Here is a 14,614-nt window from a genome sequence, read left to right on the forward strand (position 1 = left end):
CCTGCCATTTCACCGTCATGGTTCCGCATGATCAGTCATGGACCTGCAACGCTACGTGTTCATAGCGTCGAGTCATCCGACGGCGCTTGGAGGGTCCCCGCGTGGTCTACTTCGACAAATCGGGTCGACGCATCCACCGACCCCTTCGGCGCCGCACTCCACAGCCAGACCCCAACCTCGACGATGCAAAGACCCGATACATTCTCAAGGTCGCTGCGGAAAACCCAAGATTCACCGCCGACGAGGTTTACCACGAGATCCACGACGGCCGGCGCCGGCACGACATCACGAAGGCCATGGTGCGCTACGTCCTCGCCAAACGTCGCCGCACGATCTCAGTGTGGCCGTTCAACCGTTGACGACGGGCCTGAGCACTGCCGAGCAAGCTCGTTGCGCGGTCGCGACTGGAGTTCGAAGATCGCGCCAGCCTGCTCGGCTGGTTCTCGTTGATCATCCGATCGAAATGTCCCAGATTCGCAGGCCGTTATCCGAAACACGACAGTCGCTTCGACCCTCTCGCTGCGTCGTCATCCGCTGCCATCCTGAAGCCGTGGTTCTGGCCTCTTCTTCCAAAAGTGGGCCAGAACCACGTTCGGCGCGGTGTTGACAGTTGCGCTAGCATGTGACTTGCAGTGTCGGCACAGTTACCCTTTGTGGGTTCCTCGCGCCCTACAGCAGCGACGGTTCACGAGCGGGCAGTAATCATTCCAGCGTCCGTGCCGGCTCGCATGGATCCAGGGAGGGCTACGCCGTTGAGTCCCGAGTTCGGGCCGTTTGGACCCACCGCCCTCCCGGGAGGAATAGCGCTTTCCAGCCCCAGCACCACCGGGAACCGATTATGGCAACTGACGGTGTTTCCCGGACCTGTTCGGCTGAGCTACGAGACGCTCGACGATGCGCTCGTGGATTACATCTTCCGACTCAATGCGGTTGACGAAAAATCGACGCACGGAATATCCCCGCGCAGATATCGCGCTACTTACGGAAGGCTCTTCTGGCCCATCGATAAGGTCGAACACCTGGTCACCTTCCATGACACCATCCCTGAAGCCTTGGCAGAGATTCAAGCGGGCGAGAAGCTGTGCAATAAGCACCCCTCGCATTTCACCATGCAGGGCACCGGGATTCACCGGTACAACAGTTCGGCCCGCCGCTATATCATGGAGTACGACGCCAGCGACGCCTCCGCCCTGCTGGCCGAGGTCCGGCGCCGCCTGAGCACTACCGGGGAGGCATACGATCTTTTCATATCACATGCGAGCGAGGATAAGGATTCGCTCGTACGACCGTTGGCCGAGTCCTTACGAGACCTCGGTCTCAGTGTCTGGTACGACGAGTTCGAGCTTCGGCCTGGCGACAGCCTGCGGCAGAGCCTAGACCGCGGCATCGCGACCAGCAGGCATGGTCTCGTCGTCCTGTCGCCCGCGTTCATCCGCAAGAACTGGACCCAATGGGAACTGAACGGCATCATCAACCGCCTCATGGCTGGTGATGCGAAGCTCATCCCGCTTTGGTATGACATCCCAAGATCGGCCGTCGCCGCCTTCTCCCCGTCGATCGCCGACATCATCGCGATCGTGGCGGCCGACAAGGGAATCGGCCAGGTGGCGAGCGAGGTGGTTCGTTCGTTGGACAATCACTAGTCTCGATTGTTCATGGCTGACGAGGGTCTTCTGACCTCGGCCGTAGATCGTTGATTACCGATGCAATCGTGTACCGTTCGGAAACTCGGCCGCAGGCACTGACGTGCGAATTTGTCCGCCGCAGGATCGCCGACTGGCATCATGCTGCCGGTCATGGTGCCGTCGTTCGGCTACCTGCTTGTCGTCAGGCACTGCAGTGATCATCCTCTTGACCAGCGGCGCTTACACTGACCTCCAGTCTTGGCGGAACTCCGGGTACCGGAGTATGAGGTATGGGGCGTTCCTGTTGACGTACGGGCCGTTCGAGATGTTCTTCAACCGGATGATCGGCGCGCGCGGCGGACCTCGGCAGAACACGCCGGTGACCATGGAACGGATACGGCAGCGGTTCGGCCAGCACCTCGGCGTAGCGGATGTCACTGGCCGGTGGCGGGCGCGGGTCCGCGCGCAGCCCGAGCCGGGTCGCGGTGGGCGCTGGCTCTGGACCACCATCGAGACGCAGCGCCTCGACCACTATCTACGCGACGCCAAGGCGGTCCGGAACCGGCTCGCACACGGCGACGACCCGCAGACCGCGACGAACGATTCCAGGACGCTGTACGACCGCAAGGACGGCAGGACGTCGATCACGCCGATGTGGGTCGAGGGCTTCGTCCAGGCGGTACAGGACCTGGCCACGATCACCGCCCTCGAACTCACCGGAGACAGGTCCTTGATCCCGGGCTGGCCGGTGCCACCCCGTACCGAGGTCAGCGCGAACCCGCCCGCGCCGCCGTGGGCGGCGACCCCGTAGCGGCACCCCCTCCGCACGCTCCCCGACCATCCCGATCATCCGGCGATCGGGCGCTGGCGATGATGCGGGTGCTCCGTGGGTGCTCGGACGTCGGGGAACCCACACGGACGCACCTGGACGTAGCCGGATTCGGGGCTTCCATCAGGCACATCAAGACAATCGATATACATGGATAGGGACGGCATGCAGGGCTAGGACCTGGGCGGATACACCAGGACAGGGCCGGACAGAACAGGTTGCGTTTGGACGCCACTTTGGCCAGAGTCGATTTTGGAGGAGTGGATTGTTCCACTTCGGACTACGGATCAGAAGGTTAGGGGTTCGAGTCCCTTCGGGCGCGCAAGATCATCAGGGGTCTGACCTGCCGGACTGGCAGGCAGGCCCCTCGCTTGTTTCGTCCCTTGTGGATGGTTGGGTGCTCGGTGGGTGCTCGTGCGACGAGCGTCCCTCGCGTCCCGGCCAGTCCGGCGGTGACCTGTCCCGTCCAGGTGGGTCTTGATCATGGAGTGCCCTGCCTGCACGCAAGCCCAAATAGTGGGATGGCGCTCTGTGAGTGAGTCGCCGCTCTCCATGATCAACCTTTCGGTTCATGACGTCGTGTGGGTGTCGCACTAGCGGACGGCACACTCAGGCAAGACTGCTCGGTCTCATCGGCAAGGACGTCGCCGTGGTCGGTGGTCCGTCGTGAAGATGGCCAATCGGCGCCAGCTGCGCTCGCCGGTGGCCCCGGCGATTTCTGCGCCGGGTAGGTGGGCACCCGATCATGGCGACGTAGTCGACTGACCGCGCGGGTGCCCATGGTCAGGTCCGTGGCCGCGTCGGGTAGACGGCCGTCGGCTTGGACGAGAAGGTTCTTCGCGGCGTCGAGGCGGGCGTCGGTCGAGCCGGCACCGACCTCGGCCAGGCGACGGTGGGCTTGAGCGAGTGACTTGCCCGCGTCAGCCACCGCGGCGTGGCATCGGCGTACGCGCTCCAGTCCGGCGGCCAGCACCGCCACGACGTCAGCAACACCGGTCATCGCGGCGGCGGGTGCTCGGTGCGGTTCGCGCTGTATCGGCGGTGGGGGATCGCTGGTCCTGGTCGCCCTTGGCGAGCGTCAGTTGGTGTTGTGTTGGGGGTCAGGTGTCGGTTGCCGGTGCCGAATATCCTTTGACTGTCGGTGGCAGCTTCGAAGCTTCTGGTGATCATGGGGTGGGTGGGTGTCTGGTCGGCGGGTTGCCTGGGCCGCGGGTGTCGGGGTGGTGCTGGCCGCTGTGAACAGTGCCGTGATCAATGGGTTGCGGGGTGGTTGGCAGTGGTGGGTTGCGGCCGGGGTGTTGACGCTGGTGGGCGCGGTTCTGGCGGGCTGGTTGGCGGGGGACGCGGCTAGGGCTTATCGGCCTGTCGGTGCTGGTGCGGTGGTGGCGGGCCGGGATATCGGTGGCCGGGTCCGGACGGATGGGTCCGCAGCTGGTGGTGGTTCGTCGATGCCGACGGCTGGAGTCGGTTCGGGTGCGGTGGTGGCGGGTCGGGACATCACCGAGGGAGCGGACGTCGACACGACTGGTAGCGGGTCGTGGTGGTCGCGTCGGCGGGGATCGGGTCGGTAGCGGGTGGGCTCGGGTTGGCAGCTGGCGCCGGGTGCGGTGGTGGCGGGTCGGGATATCACCGGGTCGGTGCATACCGGGCCGATGTATGTGCAGGTCACGGTTGGTCGGTTCGATCGGCTGCATGATGCGATCTTCGATCCGGCGCCGTTGTCCGAGCAGTTGGATCTTGCCCGGTTTCAGGGCCGTACCGGGTTGATCGCCGGGATTGATGAGCGGATCGCGTCCACTGACCGCGGGTATGTGGTGGTGCGGGGCGAGGCCGGGGTGGGCAAGAGCGCGTTGGCGGCGCATCTGGTGTGGACCCGTCCGTGTGCGTATCACTTCACCCGGTTGGATGGCGGGGCGCGTGACCCGGTGGAGGCGCGTAAGAGTCTGGCCGCGCAGTTGATCGGGGCGTGGGATCTGGCGGGGCGGTTTACCCCGGGGGATGTGTTCCCGGTGGCGGCGCAGCGGCCGGACTGGCTGGCCAAGGTGATCCGGGCGGCGGTAGCGACCCGCGACGAGCGGTTCCCCCCGGACCACCGTCGGCCGTTGGTGCTGGTCGTCGACGGGTTGGACGAAGCCGGGCCGGATCCCGCGGGCATGGGGACCGGGATCCCGCTCGGCCTACCGGCGCCGGACTCGCTGCCGGCGGGGGCGTACATCGTGGCGACCAGCCGTTACGGTCTTCCGCTGGTCGCGTTGCGGGATCCGGTGCGGGTCGGCTGGTCGCAGATCGAGGTGGAGGGCGCCGACAACCTGGCCGACATGGCCGCCTACCTGCACGCCGCGACCACCGGCCCCACCCCGGACCCGGCCCTGACCCGCGCGCTGGCCGAGCACCGGGTGCCCGCGGCGGTGTTCGTCGCGACGCTGCTGGATCGCTGCCGCGGAGTGTGGATCTACCTGCGGTACGTTCTGGACGAGATCCGCGCCGGCCTGCGCCCGCCCAACGATGTCGCGTGCCTACCGGACGGGCTGCGCGGCTACTACGAACTACAGATCCAGCACCGGTGGGCGGTACTTCCCGACTGGCGGCGGCTGCATCTGCCCGCCCTGGCCGTGCTCGCCGCCCTCGGCCGCCCGATCAGCAGCACCGACCTCGCGCCGGTCCTGAACAGACCGGATGACGTCGGCGACCTGACAGCGTGGCTGGACGGGCCCGCCCGGGCGTTCCTCGACGTGACCACCGGCCCGGACCGCCACCGCCGGTACCAGGTCCGCCACCAGAGCCTGCGCGACCTGTTCACCACGACACCCGCCAGCGGTGAAGAACCTGTCGACGCCGGGCAGACCGACCAGCTGCACACCGCCGGGCGCGCCGCGCACCGGGCGGTCACGACCTGGCTGACCCCGCCGGCCGGCCCGGCCACCGGCCGGCGCGACTGGTCCGGTATCGACGACTACACCCGGCTGCGGCTGCCCGCACATGCGGCCGCCGCCGGGATGCTCGACGATCTCATGTCCGATCCCGGATTTCTGCTGTCCTGCCCGCCCGGCCAGATCCTGCCGCATCGACACACCCTCACCACCCGGGACGCTATTACCGCAGCCGCTGCTGTAGAGAGCGTCGCGACCAGCGACTGGGCCGGTTGGTCTGACTCGCAACGGGCCTGGTGGCTACACGTGTGGGCCCGCAAGACCCGATCAACCCGCCTGGCGGACGCCCTCACCGCCGACCATCCCGAGTGGCCCTGGCAGGTGCAAACCGCTATCTGGTCGGGCACCACCCACCGCACCCTCACCAGCCACACCGGCGAGGTGCGGGCGGTGGCGGTGCTGCCACGCCCGGACGGCCGGCACCACATCATCTCCGCCAGCGACGACGGGACGGTGCGCGTCTGGGACCCCGACACCGGCGACCAACTGACCCAACTGACCGGCCACACCGGCCGAGTGCGGGCGGTGGCAGTGTTGCCCGGCCCGGACGGCCGGCACCACATCATCTCCGCCAGCGACGACGGGACGGTGCGGGTTTGGAACCCCAACACCGGCGACCAACTGGCCAAACTGACCAGGCACACCGGCCCGGTGTCGGCGGTGACAGTGTTGCCCGGCCCGGACGGCCGGCACCACATCATCTCCGCCAGCGACGACGGGACGGTGCGCGTCTGGAACCCCAACACCGGCGACCAACTGACCCAACTGACCGGCCACACCGGCCGAGTGCGGGCGGTGACAGTGTTGCCCGGCCCGCACGGCCGGCACCACATCATCTCCGCCGGCGCCGACGGGACGGTGCGCGTCTGGGACCCCAACACCGGCGACCAACTGACCCAACTGACCGGCCACACCGGCCGAGTGCGGGCGGTGACAGTGTTGCCCGGCCCGCACGGCCGGCACCACATCATCTCCGCCAGCGACGACGGGACGGTGCGCGTCTGGAACCCCAACACCGGCGACCAACTGACCCAACTGACCGGCCACACCGGCTGGGTGTTGACGGTGGCGGTACTGCCCGGCCCGGACGGCCGGCACCACATCATCTCCGGCAGCGCCGATGGATCGTTGCGGGTCTGGGACCCCGACACCGGCGACCAACTGGCCAAACTGACCGGGCACACCGGCCTGGTTTGGGCTGTGGCAGTGTTGCCCGGCCCGGACGGCCGGCACCACATCATCTCCGGTGGCGACGACGGGACGGTGCGCGTCTGGGACCCCAACACCGGCGACCAACTGACCGAACTGACCGGCTCGGTGTGGGCGGTGGCGACGTTGCCCGGCCCGCACGGCCGGCACCACATCATCTCCGCCGGCGCCGACGGGACGGTGCGCGTCTGGGACCCCAACACCGGCGACCAACTGGCCAAACTGACCGGCCACACCGGCCGCGTGTGGGCGGTGGCAGTGTTGCCCGGCCCGCACGGCCGGCACCACATCATCTCCGCCGGCGCCGACGGGACGGTGCGCGTCTGGGACCCCAACACCGGCGACCAACTGACCCAGCTGACCGGCCACACCGGCCGCGTGTGGGCGGTGGCAGTGTTGCCCGGCCCGCACGGCCGGCACCACATCATCTCCGCCGGCGCCGACGGGACGGTGCGCGTCTGGGACCCCAACACCGGCGACCAACTGACCCAACTGACCGGCCACACCGACCGCGTGTGGGCGGTGACAGTGTTACCCGGCCCGCACGGCCGGCACCACATCATCTCCGCCAGCGCCGACGGGACGGTGCGCGTCTGGGACCCCAACACCGGCGACCAACTGACCCAACTGACCGGCCACACCGGCTGGGTGCAGGCGGTGACAGTGTTACCCCGCCCGGACGGCCGGCACCACATCATCTCCGCCAGCGCCGATGAGACGGTGCGCGTCTGGGACCCCAACACCGGCGACCAACTGACCCAACTGACCGGCCACACCGGCTGGGTGCAGGCGGTGACAGTGTTACCCCGCCCGGACGGCCGGCACCACATCATCTCCGCCAGCGCCGACGGGACGGTGCGCGTCTGGGACCCCAACACCGGCGACCAACTGACCCAACTGACCGGCCACACCGGCTCGGTGCAGGCGGTGGCGGTGTTGCCCGGCCCGGACGGCCTGTATCGCGTCGTGACCGGCGGCGACGACCGTTGCATGATGGTCTTGGCGCCGAGCGCCGGACAACCCACCTAGACGAGTAAGTCCTAACGACCCCGAGGTGTGGACGTAGACGAAGGGTGTTGAAGATCCGTTTGTGACGACAGACCTCAACACCCTTCTGACCGCACTGTACGTGAAGATCGATGACTGGCTCGGACGGCCTCGCAGGACCGGTAGGCCGCCGGAGCTGTCCGACGCGGAACTACTCACCCTGGCTGTCGCGCAGGCGCTGCTCGGAGTACGGTCCGAGGCCCGTTGGCTGCGGTTCGTGCCCGGGCATCTGCCCGGAGCGTTCCCGTACCTGCCCGGCCAGTCCGGCTACAACAAGCGCCTACGGGCGGCGTTGCCGCTGCTCAAACGCGCCATCCGGGCGGTCGCTGCGGACACCGACCTGTGGTCGGACACGACCTGGGTCATCGACTCCACGCCGGTGGAGTGCGGCCGGTCGAGACCGACGGTGAAGCGGTGCGATCTGGCTGGGTGGGCCGGGTACGGCTACTGCGCCTCGCATTCGCGGTTCTTCTGGGGCCTGCGTCTGCATCTGGTCTGCACCCCGTCCGGTCTGCCGATCACCTGGGCCCTGGCCACCCCGAAGATCGACGAGCGGCAGGTACTAACCGCGATCCTCGATCATGACCCGAACCTCGTCACTGACCGTCCGGGTCTGCTGATCGTGGCGGACGAGGGCTACGTCTCCGCCGAGCTGGACCGGTGGCTGGCCGAACGTGGAGTGCGGCTGCTGCGACCGTCGTACCGCAACCGCACCCCCCGTCCCGACGAGCGCCTACTCAAGCCCATCCGGCAGCTCATCGAGTCGGTCAACGACACCTTGAAAGGCCAACTCGACCTTGAATTACACGGCGGTCGAAGTATCCAAGGGGTAGGCGCCCGAGTCGCGCAACGGCTCCTCGCGATGACCGCCGCGATCTGGCACAACCGGACCACCGGGCAACCCGTGACCAGATCCCTGACCGCCTACGACCACTGACCCGACTTCGGACTTACTCGTCTAGTACGGATCAAACATGCTGGGAATAAGGCGGTACGGCTTGGTGGATGGCCGAGCGTGCGAAGGCTTGCACGTCCTTCAATAGTTGGTCGGGGGGTTGGCGCAGGTTGAGGGTCTGGTAGCCGATCTGGATGTCGGTGTTGCGGACGTGCCACGTCGTTGGCGGATCCGCGCCTTCGGCGTAGATGATCCATCCGGTACGGAGGTTCAGCGCGGTGCAGTAGGCGAGCATCTGGTACAGGTCGGGGTTCGTGGGTCTTCCCGTGCCGGGCTCGATCTTGTACTTGGCGTCGAACACCGCTGCTGGCCGCCCGTCGATGATGTGGAGGACGTCGGGTTCGATCCGGATCGCTTGCCCGAGATCGAGGGTGTCCTTACCCGGGGTTTCTGTGTGGCCCGGATGGGCCGACAGGGCGTCGCGTAGTGCGGCACCAATAAACGCCTCGAAGACCTTCTCCATGTTGACCACGAAGGCTGCGATCATGTGGACGCCGGCGCCCGGGTCCGCGGAGCTATTGAGCAGAATCAGCTCGCTGAGGCGGAGAGCGGGAGCGTAGTGGGCGTTCAGCCGACCAGCGCGCCAGACCGGCGGTGGGGTGCCGGTGGGCAGCGCGGTCACGCCGGTGAGCCGCGCGTCCAGTTCGGTCAGGTCTTCTCGGTCGACGGGTCTCAGTCGTGGTACCGCGAGCATCCGCCGGATGGCGGCGCGCAGGATCTGGTTCTCGGGGATGTCTGGGGTGTGATCGTCGTACTGCACCTCGACAGGTAGTGGCATGCCGGGGCGGCCAGCCAGTTGGTCGGTGAACCGGATCCGTCCGCGGATGAGCGGGAGGGCGTCGTCAACGGTGACGTATCCGCGTAGTGGCCCCGAGGTCAGTGCCCGGCGGATCTGGCGGATCAGTGATGTCGCCAACGCGGGCCACAGGCCGGTGACCGGCATACCGGCCACGTCTTCGGGACGGAATCCAGGGCTGGTGGCGTAGCCGAGGAAGAAGATCATGTTAGCGAGGCCGACTTTGGGTGTCACCTCGATCTCGAGGTCGCCGACCCGGATGGCACCGACTTTGCGGCCGGCTTTGATCCTCCAGCGGCCGCCGTCCGCGCGGCGGACGGTGACCAGGTCGGCCGCGCGCAGCGCCGCCACCTGGGCGTCGTCCAGCGACAGCACGACCTCCTTGGTGCCCACCTCCGTCAACACGACTGGTGCCGGCCCGGCCGCCGGGTTCACGTCGTTCCCACGGCTGGGTCCGCACCGTTCGAGGTCGATCCACCTCCAGAGCTCGTGCCGTCGGCGTTGGGCGTATCGGCTTCGGCCCGCTGGCGAATGACCGACAGGCCGAATCTGCTCCGCACCGCCGCGCGGGTCAGGCGTCCCGCGTAGTGCTCCTCCAGCAGCGGCAGCAGATCGTGGTCCCATACCCGTTTGAGTCCGCCATTGTCGTCAGCACCGGGGCGCATGAAGTAGGAGGGGCCGATCTTGAAGTCGTGATCCGCCTCCCCTATCGCCTCGTTGAGCGCCCGGAGCAACTTTGGTCGCTGGTCATCTGGTCTGCCTTGTCGCCCCAGCCATTCGTCGAGCACGGATCTGACCGGCTCCTCGTCGGGGTGCAACTCGACGAACGCGAACCGTCGCCGCATAGCGGCGTCGACCAGTGCGATCGACCGGTCGGCGGTGTTCATGGTGCCGATCAGCAGTAGGTTGGGCGGCAGGTTGAACGCCTCCGCTGGCGAGTACTGCAGGCGGACCGTGGCCTGCCGGTACTCCAGGAGGAAGTACAACTCGCCGAAGACCTTCGCCAGGTTGGCCCGATTGACTTCATCGATGACCAAGACGTACGTCCTGGTCGGGTCTTCCTTTGCCTTCGCGGCGATCTACCTTAGCGGACCCGGAGTCTTGGCGAACCCCAGGGCGCCGCCGTCGGTACCCACGACAGGCCGGAACCCCTCGAAGAAGTCCTCGTAGGCGTAGGAGGGATGGAACTGGACCAGCCGTATGGCGTCCCGGTCGGTGACGTGTCTTGCGACGGCTTGGGCAATGAACGTCTTGCCGGTACCGGGCGGCCCGCAGAGCACCACCTGCGAACGCTCGTGCCACAGATCCAGCAGGTCCTGCAACCAGTCCCGAGACAGGTGTAGGCGGTGGGCGAGGTCGTCCGTGGCGGCAGGCAGCACAAGTCGCACCTGCCCCGGCACCGGGGTTGGCCTGTCACTGTCGGCCGGCCGATCGGCAGGCTCGACCACCTTGTCGATCAGGGTGGCGAGAACCTCCAGCGCGCCGGTCAGGTCCACCACCGTTCCTTGCTGATCCAGCTCAGCAGGTAGCGGCGCGGGAAGGGCGTCGACAGGAAGGGCGTCGAGCATCAGCCACTGCACCGGCCTGCGCAGCCACACCTGCTCGTCGTCGGGGAGATACTCCGGCGCCCCCTCGATCATCCCGAGGTGGAGCCGGTCGTCGACAACCGTCGCCACGACATCGTCCGCGTTCATCAGCGACAGGAAGGCGTGGTACTCGGTGGCGAGCACCAGCCGGCCGGCGTAGTCGAGGTGCCCGAAACCTGTCTCCACTGCCGCCCGGACCTCGTGCCGTTCGGCGCCCGCCGGTACCTCGCCAAGATGTGTGGCGACAAGCGACACAACGCCGTCTCGTTTCCAGGACTGGAACAGATCCTCCCCGCCCCGCGGTCGGACCAGCCAGGCACGCCTACCCTGCGGGGGCGGCTTCCACTGCCCGACGAACGGCGGCCGGTAGAAGTCGACCGGCCGTCCACCAACCTGCTCCTGCACACGGACGGCGATCTGGAACAGGTCCCGGTTGAGGTCCGTGCTGCGCGCTACCAAGGTACTCGGGGCGAACGCATCGCGGATCGCACGCTTGTGTTCGAGGTTGAGGATCGGCAGAAAGTGGGTGGGAAACCCCAGATACAGAAGTGACTCCCGCAGCGACGCCATGAGCTTCGTCCGGTACACAACGTCCTGCCAGACCCAGGGATCAGTCAGCGCGGAGGCGCGCTGCTCATCCGGCACATCCCACCAAGCCAGTAGGAATTCGACCGCGTCGGCGAGCCACTTCCACAGCATGGTGTTGGCCCCGATGCCACCGTTCCAGGTGCTCTGCTGGAACGCCTCCAGCACCCTCTCCGGCACCGTCGCAGGGGTAGTCATCCAGGCCAGCACAGACTCGACCCGTCTCTGCTTAGTCGCGGCGGTGAGGTTGGTCAGCGGGAGCGCCTGCAGCGTCAGCAACTCCGCGGCCAGCAGCTTCACCTCATCGGACGCATCGTCGAGTTGTCGGCTCAGCTTGACCAGGAACGCGTCCGACCCCTGATCCGGCCGCTCGTTGTACACGCGAAACAAGTCCATGGCCGTGGCCGGCGACCACACCGACCAGCCCGGGAGGAACAGCGATCCCGCCTGGCCCAGCCCTACCTCGATCAGCTCACGGCCGACCGACCTCACCAAGTCGTCAGTGCGAGCAGGAGTGATCACCTGTTCATCCACGCGGTCCTCTTCTCGTCGCACGTGATCATCGGAGTTTCGTCGCGATCTCGCTACCACGGAGCAACCTACCAACGCACTGATGTCCACTACAGATCGCAGACGCATGAAGGTACCGGACCGTCATCGAGGCAGGCGGACGGCGTCTCGTACCTCAACTCAGCGGCGAAGGACGATCTCTACATCTGGGCCCATTGGCGTCACCACAACCGGCGTGGGCAAAGCGCTGGCCGTGGCCATCGGCATGAGCGTCGACCCGACTACTGCTGTGACTCGCTACATTACTGACGCAGACCTGGGACGACGGTGTGGCGCAACATGGTGCACCTGGGCCAGGCGGAGTTGGCCGGGGTCGACGGGGTGCGCGCCCGGGTGGATGACAACTCGTTGGAGATCCTGTGCGCCGGGTACGTCGTGCGGTTGTACTCGCTGCAGGGCGGGATCGAGTCGATCGGCTGGGAGGGTAGCGAGGCGCGGCTCGGCGGGGCGGTGGAGAACAGCCGTGACCGGCAGTTGGCCTTCGACGACAAGGGGCAGTTCCCGGAGGTGTTCGCCGGTGTGGTGCCGCCGAAGCGGCACGTGCGGATCGCGCACCTGGGCGACATCCGAACGGGGGAGGCGACCGCGTACGTCGGCCTGCCGCGGGACAACCGCGACGGCGGCTCGCCCTGGTTCGACGTACGCCTGTGGTTCGGTGACCCGCCCGCGGCCGCGGCCCGGCCGGCCGTCGCCGGCGGCCGCGGCATTGTGCCGGGGCAGCGACATGACGAGCTGCCGATACCCGACCTCGACCTCACCGCGACGCGGCCGGGTCGGGTGGCCGGCCCGGTGGCCGTCCGGCCGGCGTGACCGCGCAGTCGCGGCCGCCGGTACCCGCTGCCGCGGTCGCCGCGGCGTTCGCACCCGTGAGCCGCCAGGGCCGGGCAGAAGTCGTCCGGCCAGAAGATCATCTGCATGCCGAGGCCCATGACGAGCAGCATCGGTTCGCCGTCGTCGGCACCGAACTGCTCGTACGCGATGTCGACCGGTCCGTTGTGGGCAACACCGGAGATCACCTCTCGAGGATCGCCCGCCCGTGGGCTCCCGGCGACGCGACGCCGCCCGACCTGCCGGGATTCTGCCGGTCGCGTGCCCGCCTGCCGGCAACGGCGCAGCCCAGCCCGTCGGGCGGACCCGCCGCTGTCGATCAAGCGGTGCTGGGGTCGCCGCGCTGTACGTTGCCTGCACACGACGACCGTAAGGAGATCCCCACGTGCGTATCGGCAGGGCATTCCGCTGGGCGGCGATCGCCGTCCTGGCGGCCACCGCGGGCGTGGTCGGGCTGGCCCAGCCCGCCTCGGCCGCACCGGTCGTGGACTACGTCGGTCCTTTCTACAACCTGCACACCCAGGAGATGAACAAGACCAAGGCGATGGCGGTGTTGAACGCCTCGACCGGGAACACCGCGCCGTTGATCCAGGCCCCGTACACCTCGGCGGCGCCGAATAACGACCGGATCGTCGTTGAGCGGGAGACGCAGTCCAATGTGATCAGGCTGAAGCCGCAGCACACGTACACCAATGACGGCAACGTGCACAACGACAAGTGCCTGGCCGTGAAGAACGCCGACCGCGGCAACAACATTCCGATCGTCAACGCCACCTGCACCTACGACGGCACCAACAACGACGTCTGGATCATTCGGCTCGACCCCAGGACCGGAGCCGACTTCATCGAGAACCAGATGACCGGAAAGTGCATTACCACCAAGAACGCGGCCACCGACAACGCTCCACTGATCACTTTCGACTGCAACGGGGGCCACAACGGCCTGTGGGTCTGGTAGCCCGCTGTCCACCTTCTATCAAGGAGATTCCATCGTGCGTACCACCAGGGCACTGCGCTGGGCGACGACCGCCGTGCTGGCGGCCACCGCGGGCGTGGTCGGGCTGGCCCCGCCCGCCTCGGCCGCACCGGTAGTGGTCTATTCAGGGCCGATCTACAGCCTGCACACCAAGAACGCGGGCATGCCCAGGGCGATGGCCGTGCTGAACGCCTCGACCGGGAACACCGCACCGTTGGTCCAGGCCCCGTACACCTCGGCGGCCCCGAATAACGACCGGATCTTCCTGGAATGGGAGCCCGGCCCCAACGTGTATCGACTCAAGCCGCAGCACACGTACACCAATGACGGCAACGTGCACAACGACAAGTGCCTCGCGGTGAAGAACGCCGACTACGGCAACAACATCCCGATCGTCAACGCCACCTGCACCTACGACAGTGTCAACAACGACGTCTGGATCATCCAGACCGACTACGCCAGCGGTGGCGACCTCATCTGGAATCAGATGACCGGAAAGTGCATCACCGTCCAGAACGCGGCCACCACCAACGTTCCCTTGATCACTTTTGACTGCAACCGGCGCCACAACGGCCTGTGGCTCTGGGTAGGCGTTCTCAGCGGCGGATGACCGGCCGGACAGAGAATCTGGTTCGGTTGAGGCCCGAGAACCGACCTGGTCGCCGACCGAGGCCGAGG

The 14,614-nt window shown here is 67.2% G+C and carries 9 protein-coding genes and 1 pseudogene; 8 read left to right on the forward strand and 2 right to left on the reverse strand.

Annotated elements, in window-relative coordinates; all coding sequences use genetic code 11:
- Positions 1 to 101 precede the first annotated feature (101 nt).
- The 5 genes from O7627_RS33755 (at position 102) to O7627_RS33775 (ending at position 8,577) form a co-directional block, all read left to right on the forward strand.
- The gene (locus O7627_RS33755) at positions 102 to 359 is read left to right on the forward strand and encodes a hypothetical protein (protein WP_278097475.1); all 258 of its coding nucleotides are present in this window, start codon (positions 102 to 104) and stop codon (positions 357 to 359) included.
- A gap of 393 nt (positions 360 to 752) precedes the next feature.
- Positions 753 to 1,643, forward strand: coding sequence for a toll/interleukin-1 receptor domain-containing protein (locus tag O7627_RS33760; protein ID WP_278097476.1), 891 nt, complete (start codon positions 753 to 755; stop codon positions 1,641 to 1,643).
- A gap of 265 nt (positions 1,644 to 1,908) precedes the next feature.
- Positions 1,909 to 2,436, forward strand: coding sequence for a hypothetical protein (locus O7627_RS33765; protein ID WP_278097477.1), 528 nt, complete (start codon positions 1,909 to 1,911; stop codon positions 2,434 to 2,436).
- Between the two features lie 1,670 nt (positions 2,437 to 4,106).
- The gene (locus O7627_RS33770) at positions 4,107 to 7,622 is read left to right on the forward strand and encodes a WD40 repeat domain-containing protein (protein ID WP_278097478.1); all 3,516 of its coding nucleotides are present in this window, start codon (positions 4,107 to 4,109) and stop codon (positions 7,620 to 7,622) included.
- 61 nt (positions 7,623 to 7,683) lie between these two features.
- Positions 7,684 to 8,577 (forward strand): IS982 family transposase, encoded by an 894-nt coding sequence (locus O7627_RS33775; RefSeq protein WP_278097479.1) that lies wholly within the window; start codon positions 7,684 to 7,686, stop codon positions 8,575 to 8,577.
- Positions 8,578 to 8,608: 31 nt separating this feature from the next.
- On the opposite strand, the gene O7627_RS33780 is transcribed toward O7627_RS33775, so the two are convergent.
- Positions 8,609 to 9,784, reverse strand: a complete 1,176-nt coding sequence (locus tag O7627_RS33780) for a restriction endonuclease (RefSeq protein WP_278097480.1) — start codon at positions 9,782 to 9,784, stop codon at positions 8,609 to 8,611.
- A gap of 38 nt (positions 9,785 to 9,822) precedes the next feature.
- Positions 9,823 to 12,201, reverse strand: a pseudogene (locus O7627_RS37250) (AAA family ATPase).
- A gap of 210 nt (positions 12,202 to 12,411) precedes the next feature.
- On the opposite strand from O7627_RS37250, the gene O7627_RS33790 reads away from it, so the two are divergent.
- The 3 genes from O7627_RS33790 (at position 12,412) to O7627_RS33800 (ending at position 14,546) form a co-directional block, all read left to right on the forward strand.
- Positions 12,412 to 12,942 carry a hypothetical protein gene (locus tag O7627_RS33790; protein WP_278097481.1) on the forward strand — a complete coding sequence of 177 codons (531 nt, stop codon included), beginning with the start codon at positions 12,412 to 12,414 and terminating at the stop codon, positions 12,940 to 12,942.
- Between the two features lie 403 nt (positions 12,943 to 13,345).
- A complete protein-coding gene (locus O7627_RS33795; protein WP_278097482.1) occupies positions 13,346 to 13,918 on the forward strand; it encodes an RICIN domain-containing protein in 573 nt (190 codons plus the stop codon).
- Positions 13,919 to 13,952: 34 nt separating this feature from the next.
- Positions 13,953 to 14,546, forward strand: a complete 594-nt coding sequence (locus O7627_RS33800; RefSeq protein WP_278097483.1) for a hypothetical protein — start codon at positions 13,953 to 13,955, stop codon at positions 14,544 to 14,546.
- Positions 14,547 to 14,614: the final 68 nt, after the last annotated feature.

The organism is Solwaraspora sp. WMMD1047, from assembly GCF_029626155.1.
GTDB lineage: Bacteria > Actinomycetota > Actinomycetes > Mycobacteriales > Micromonosporaceae > WMMD1047.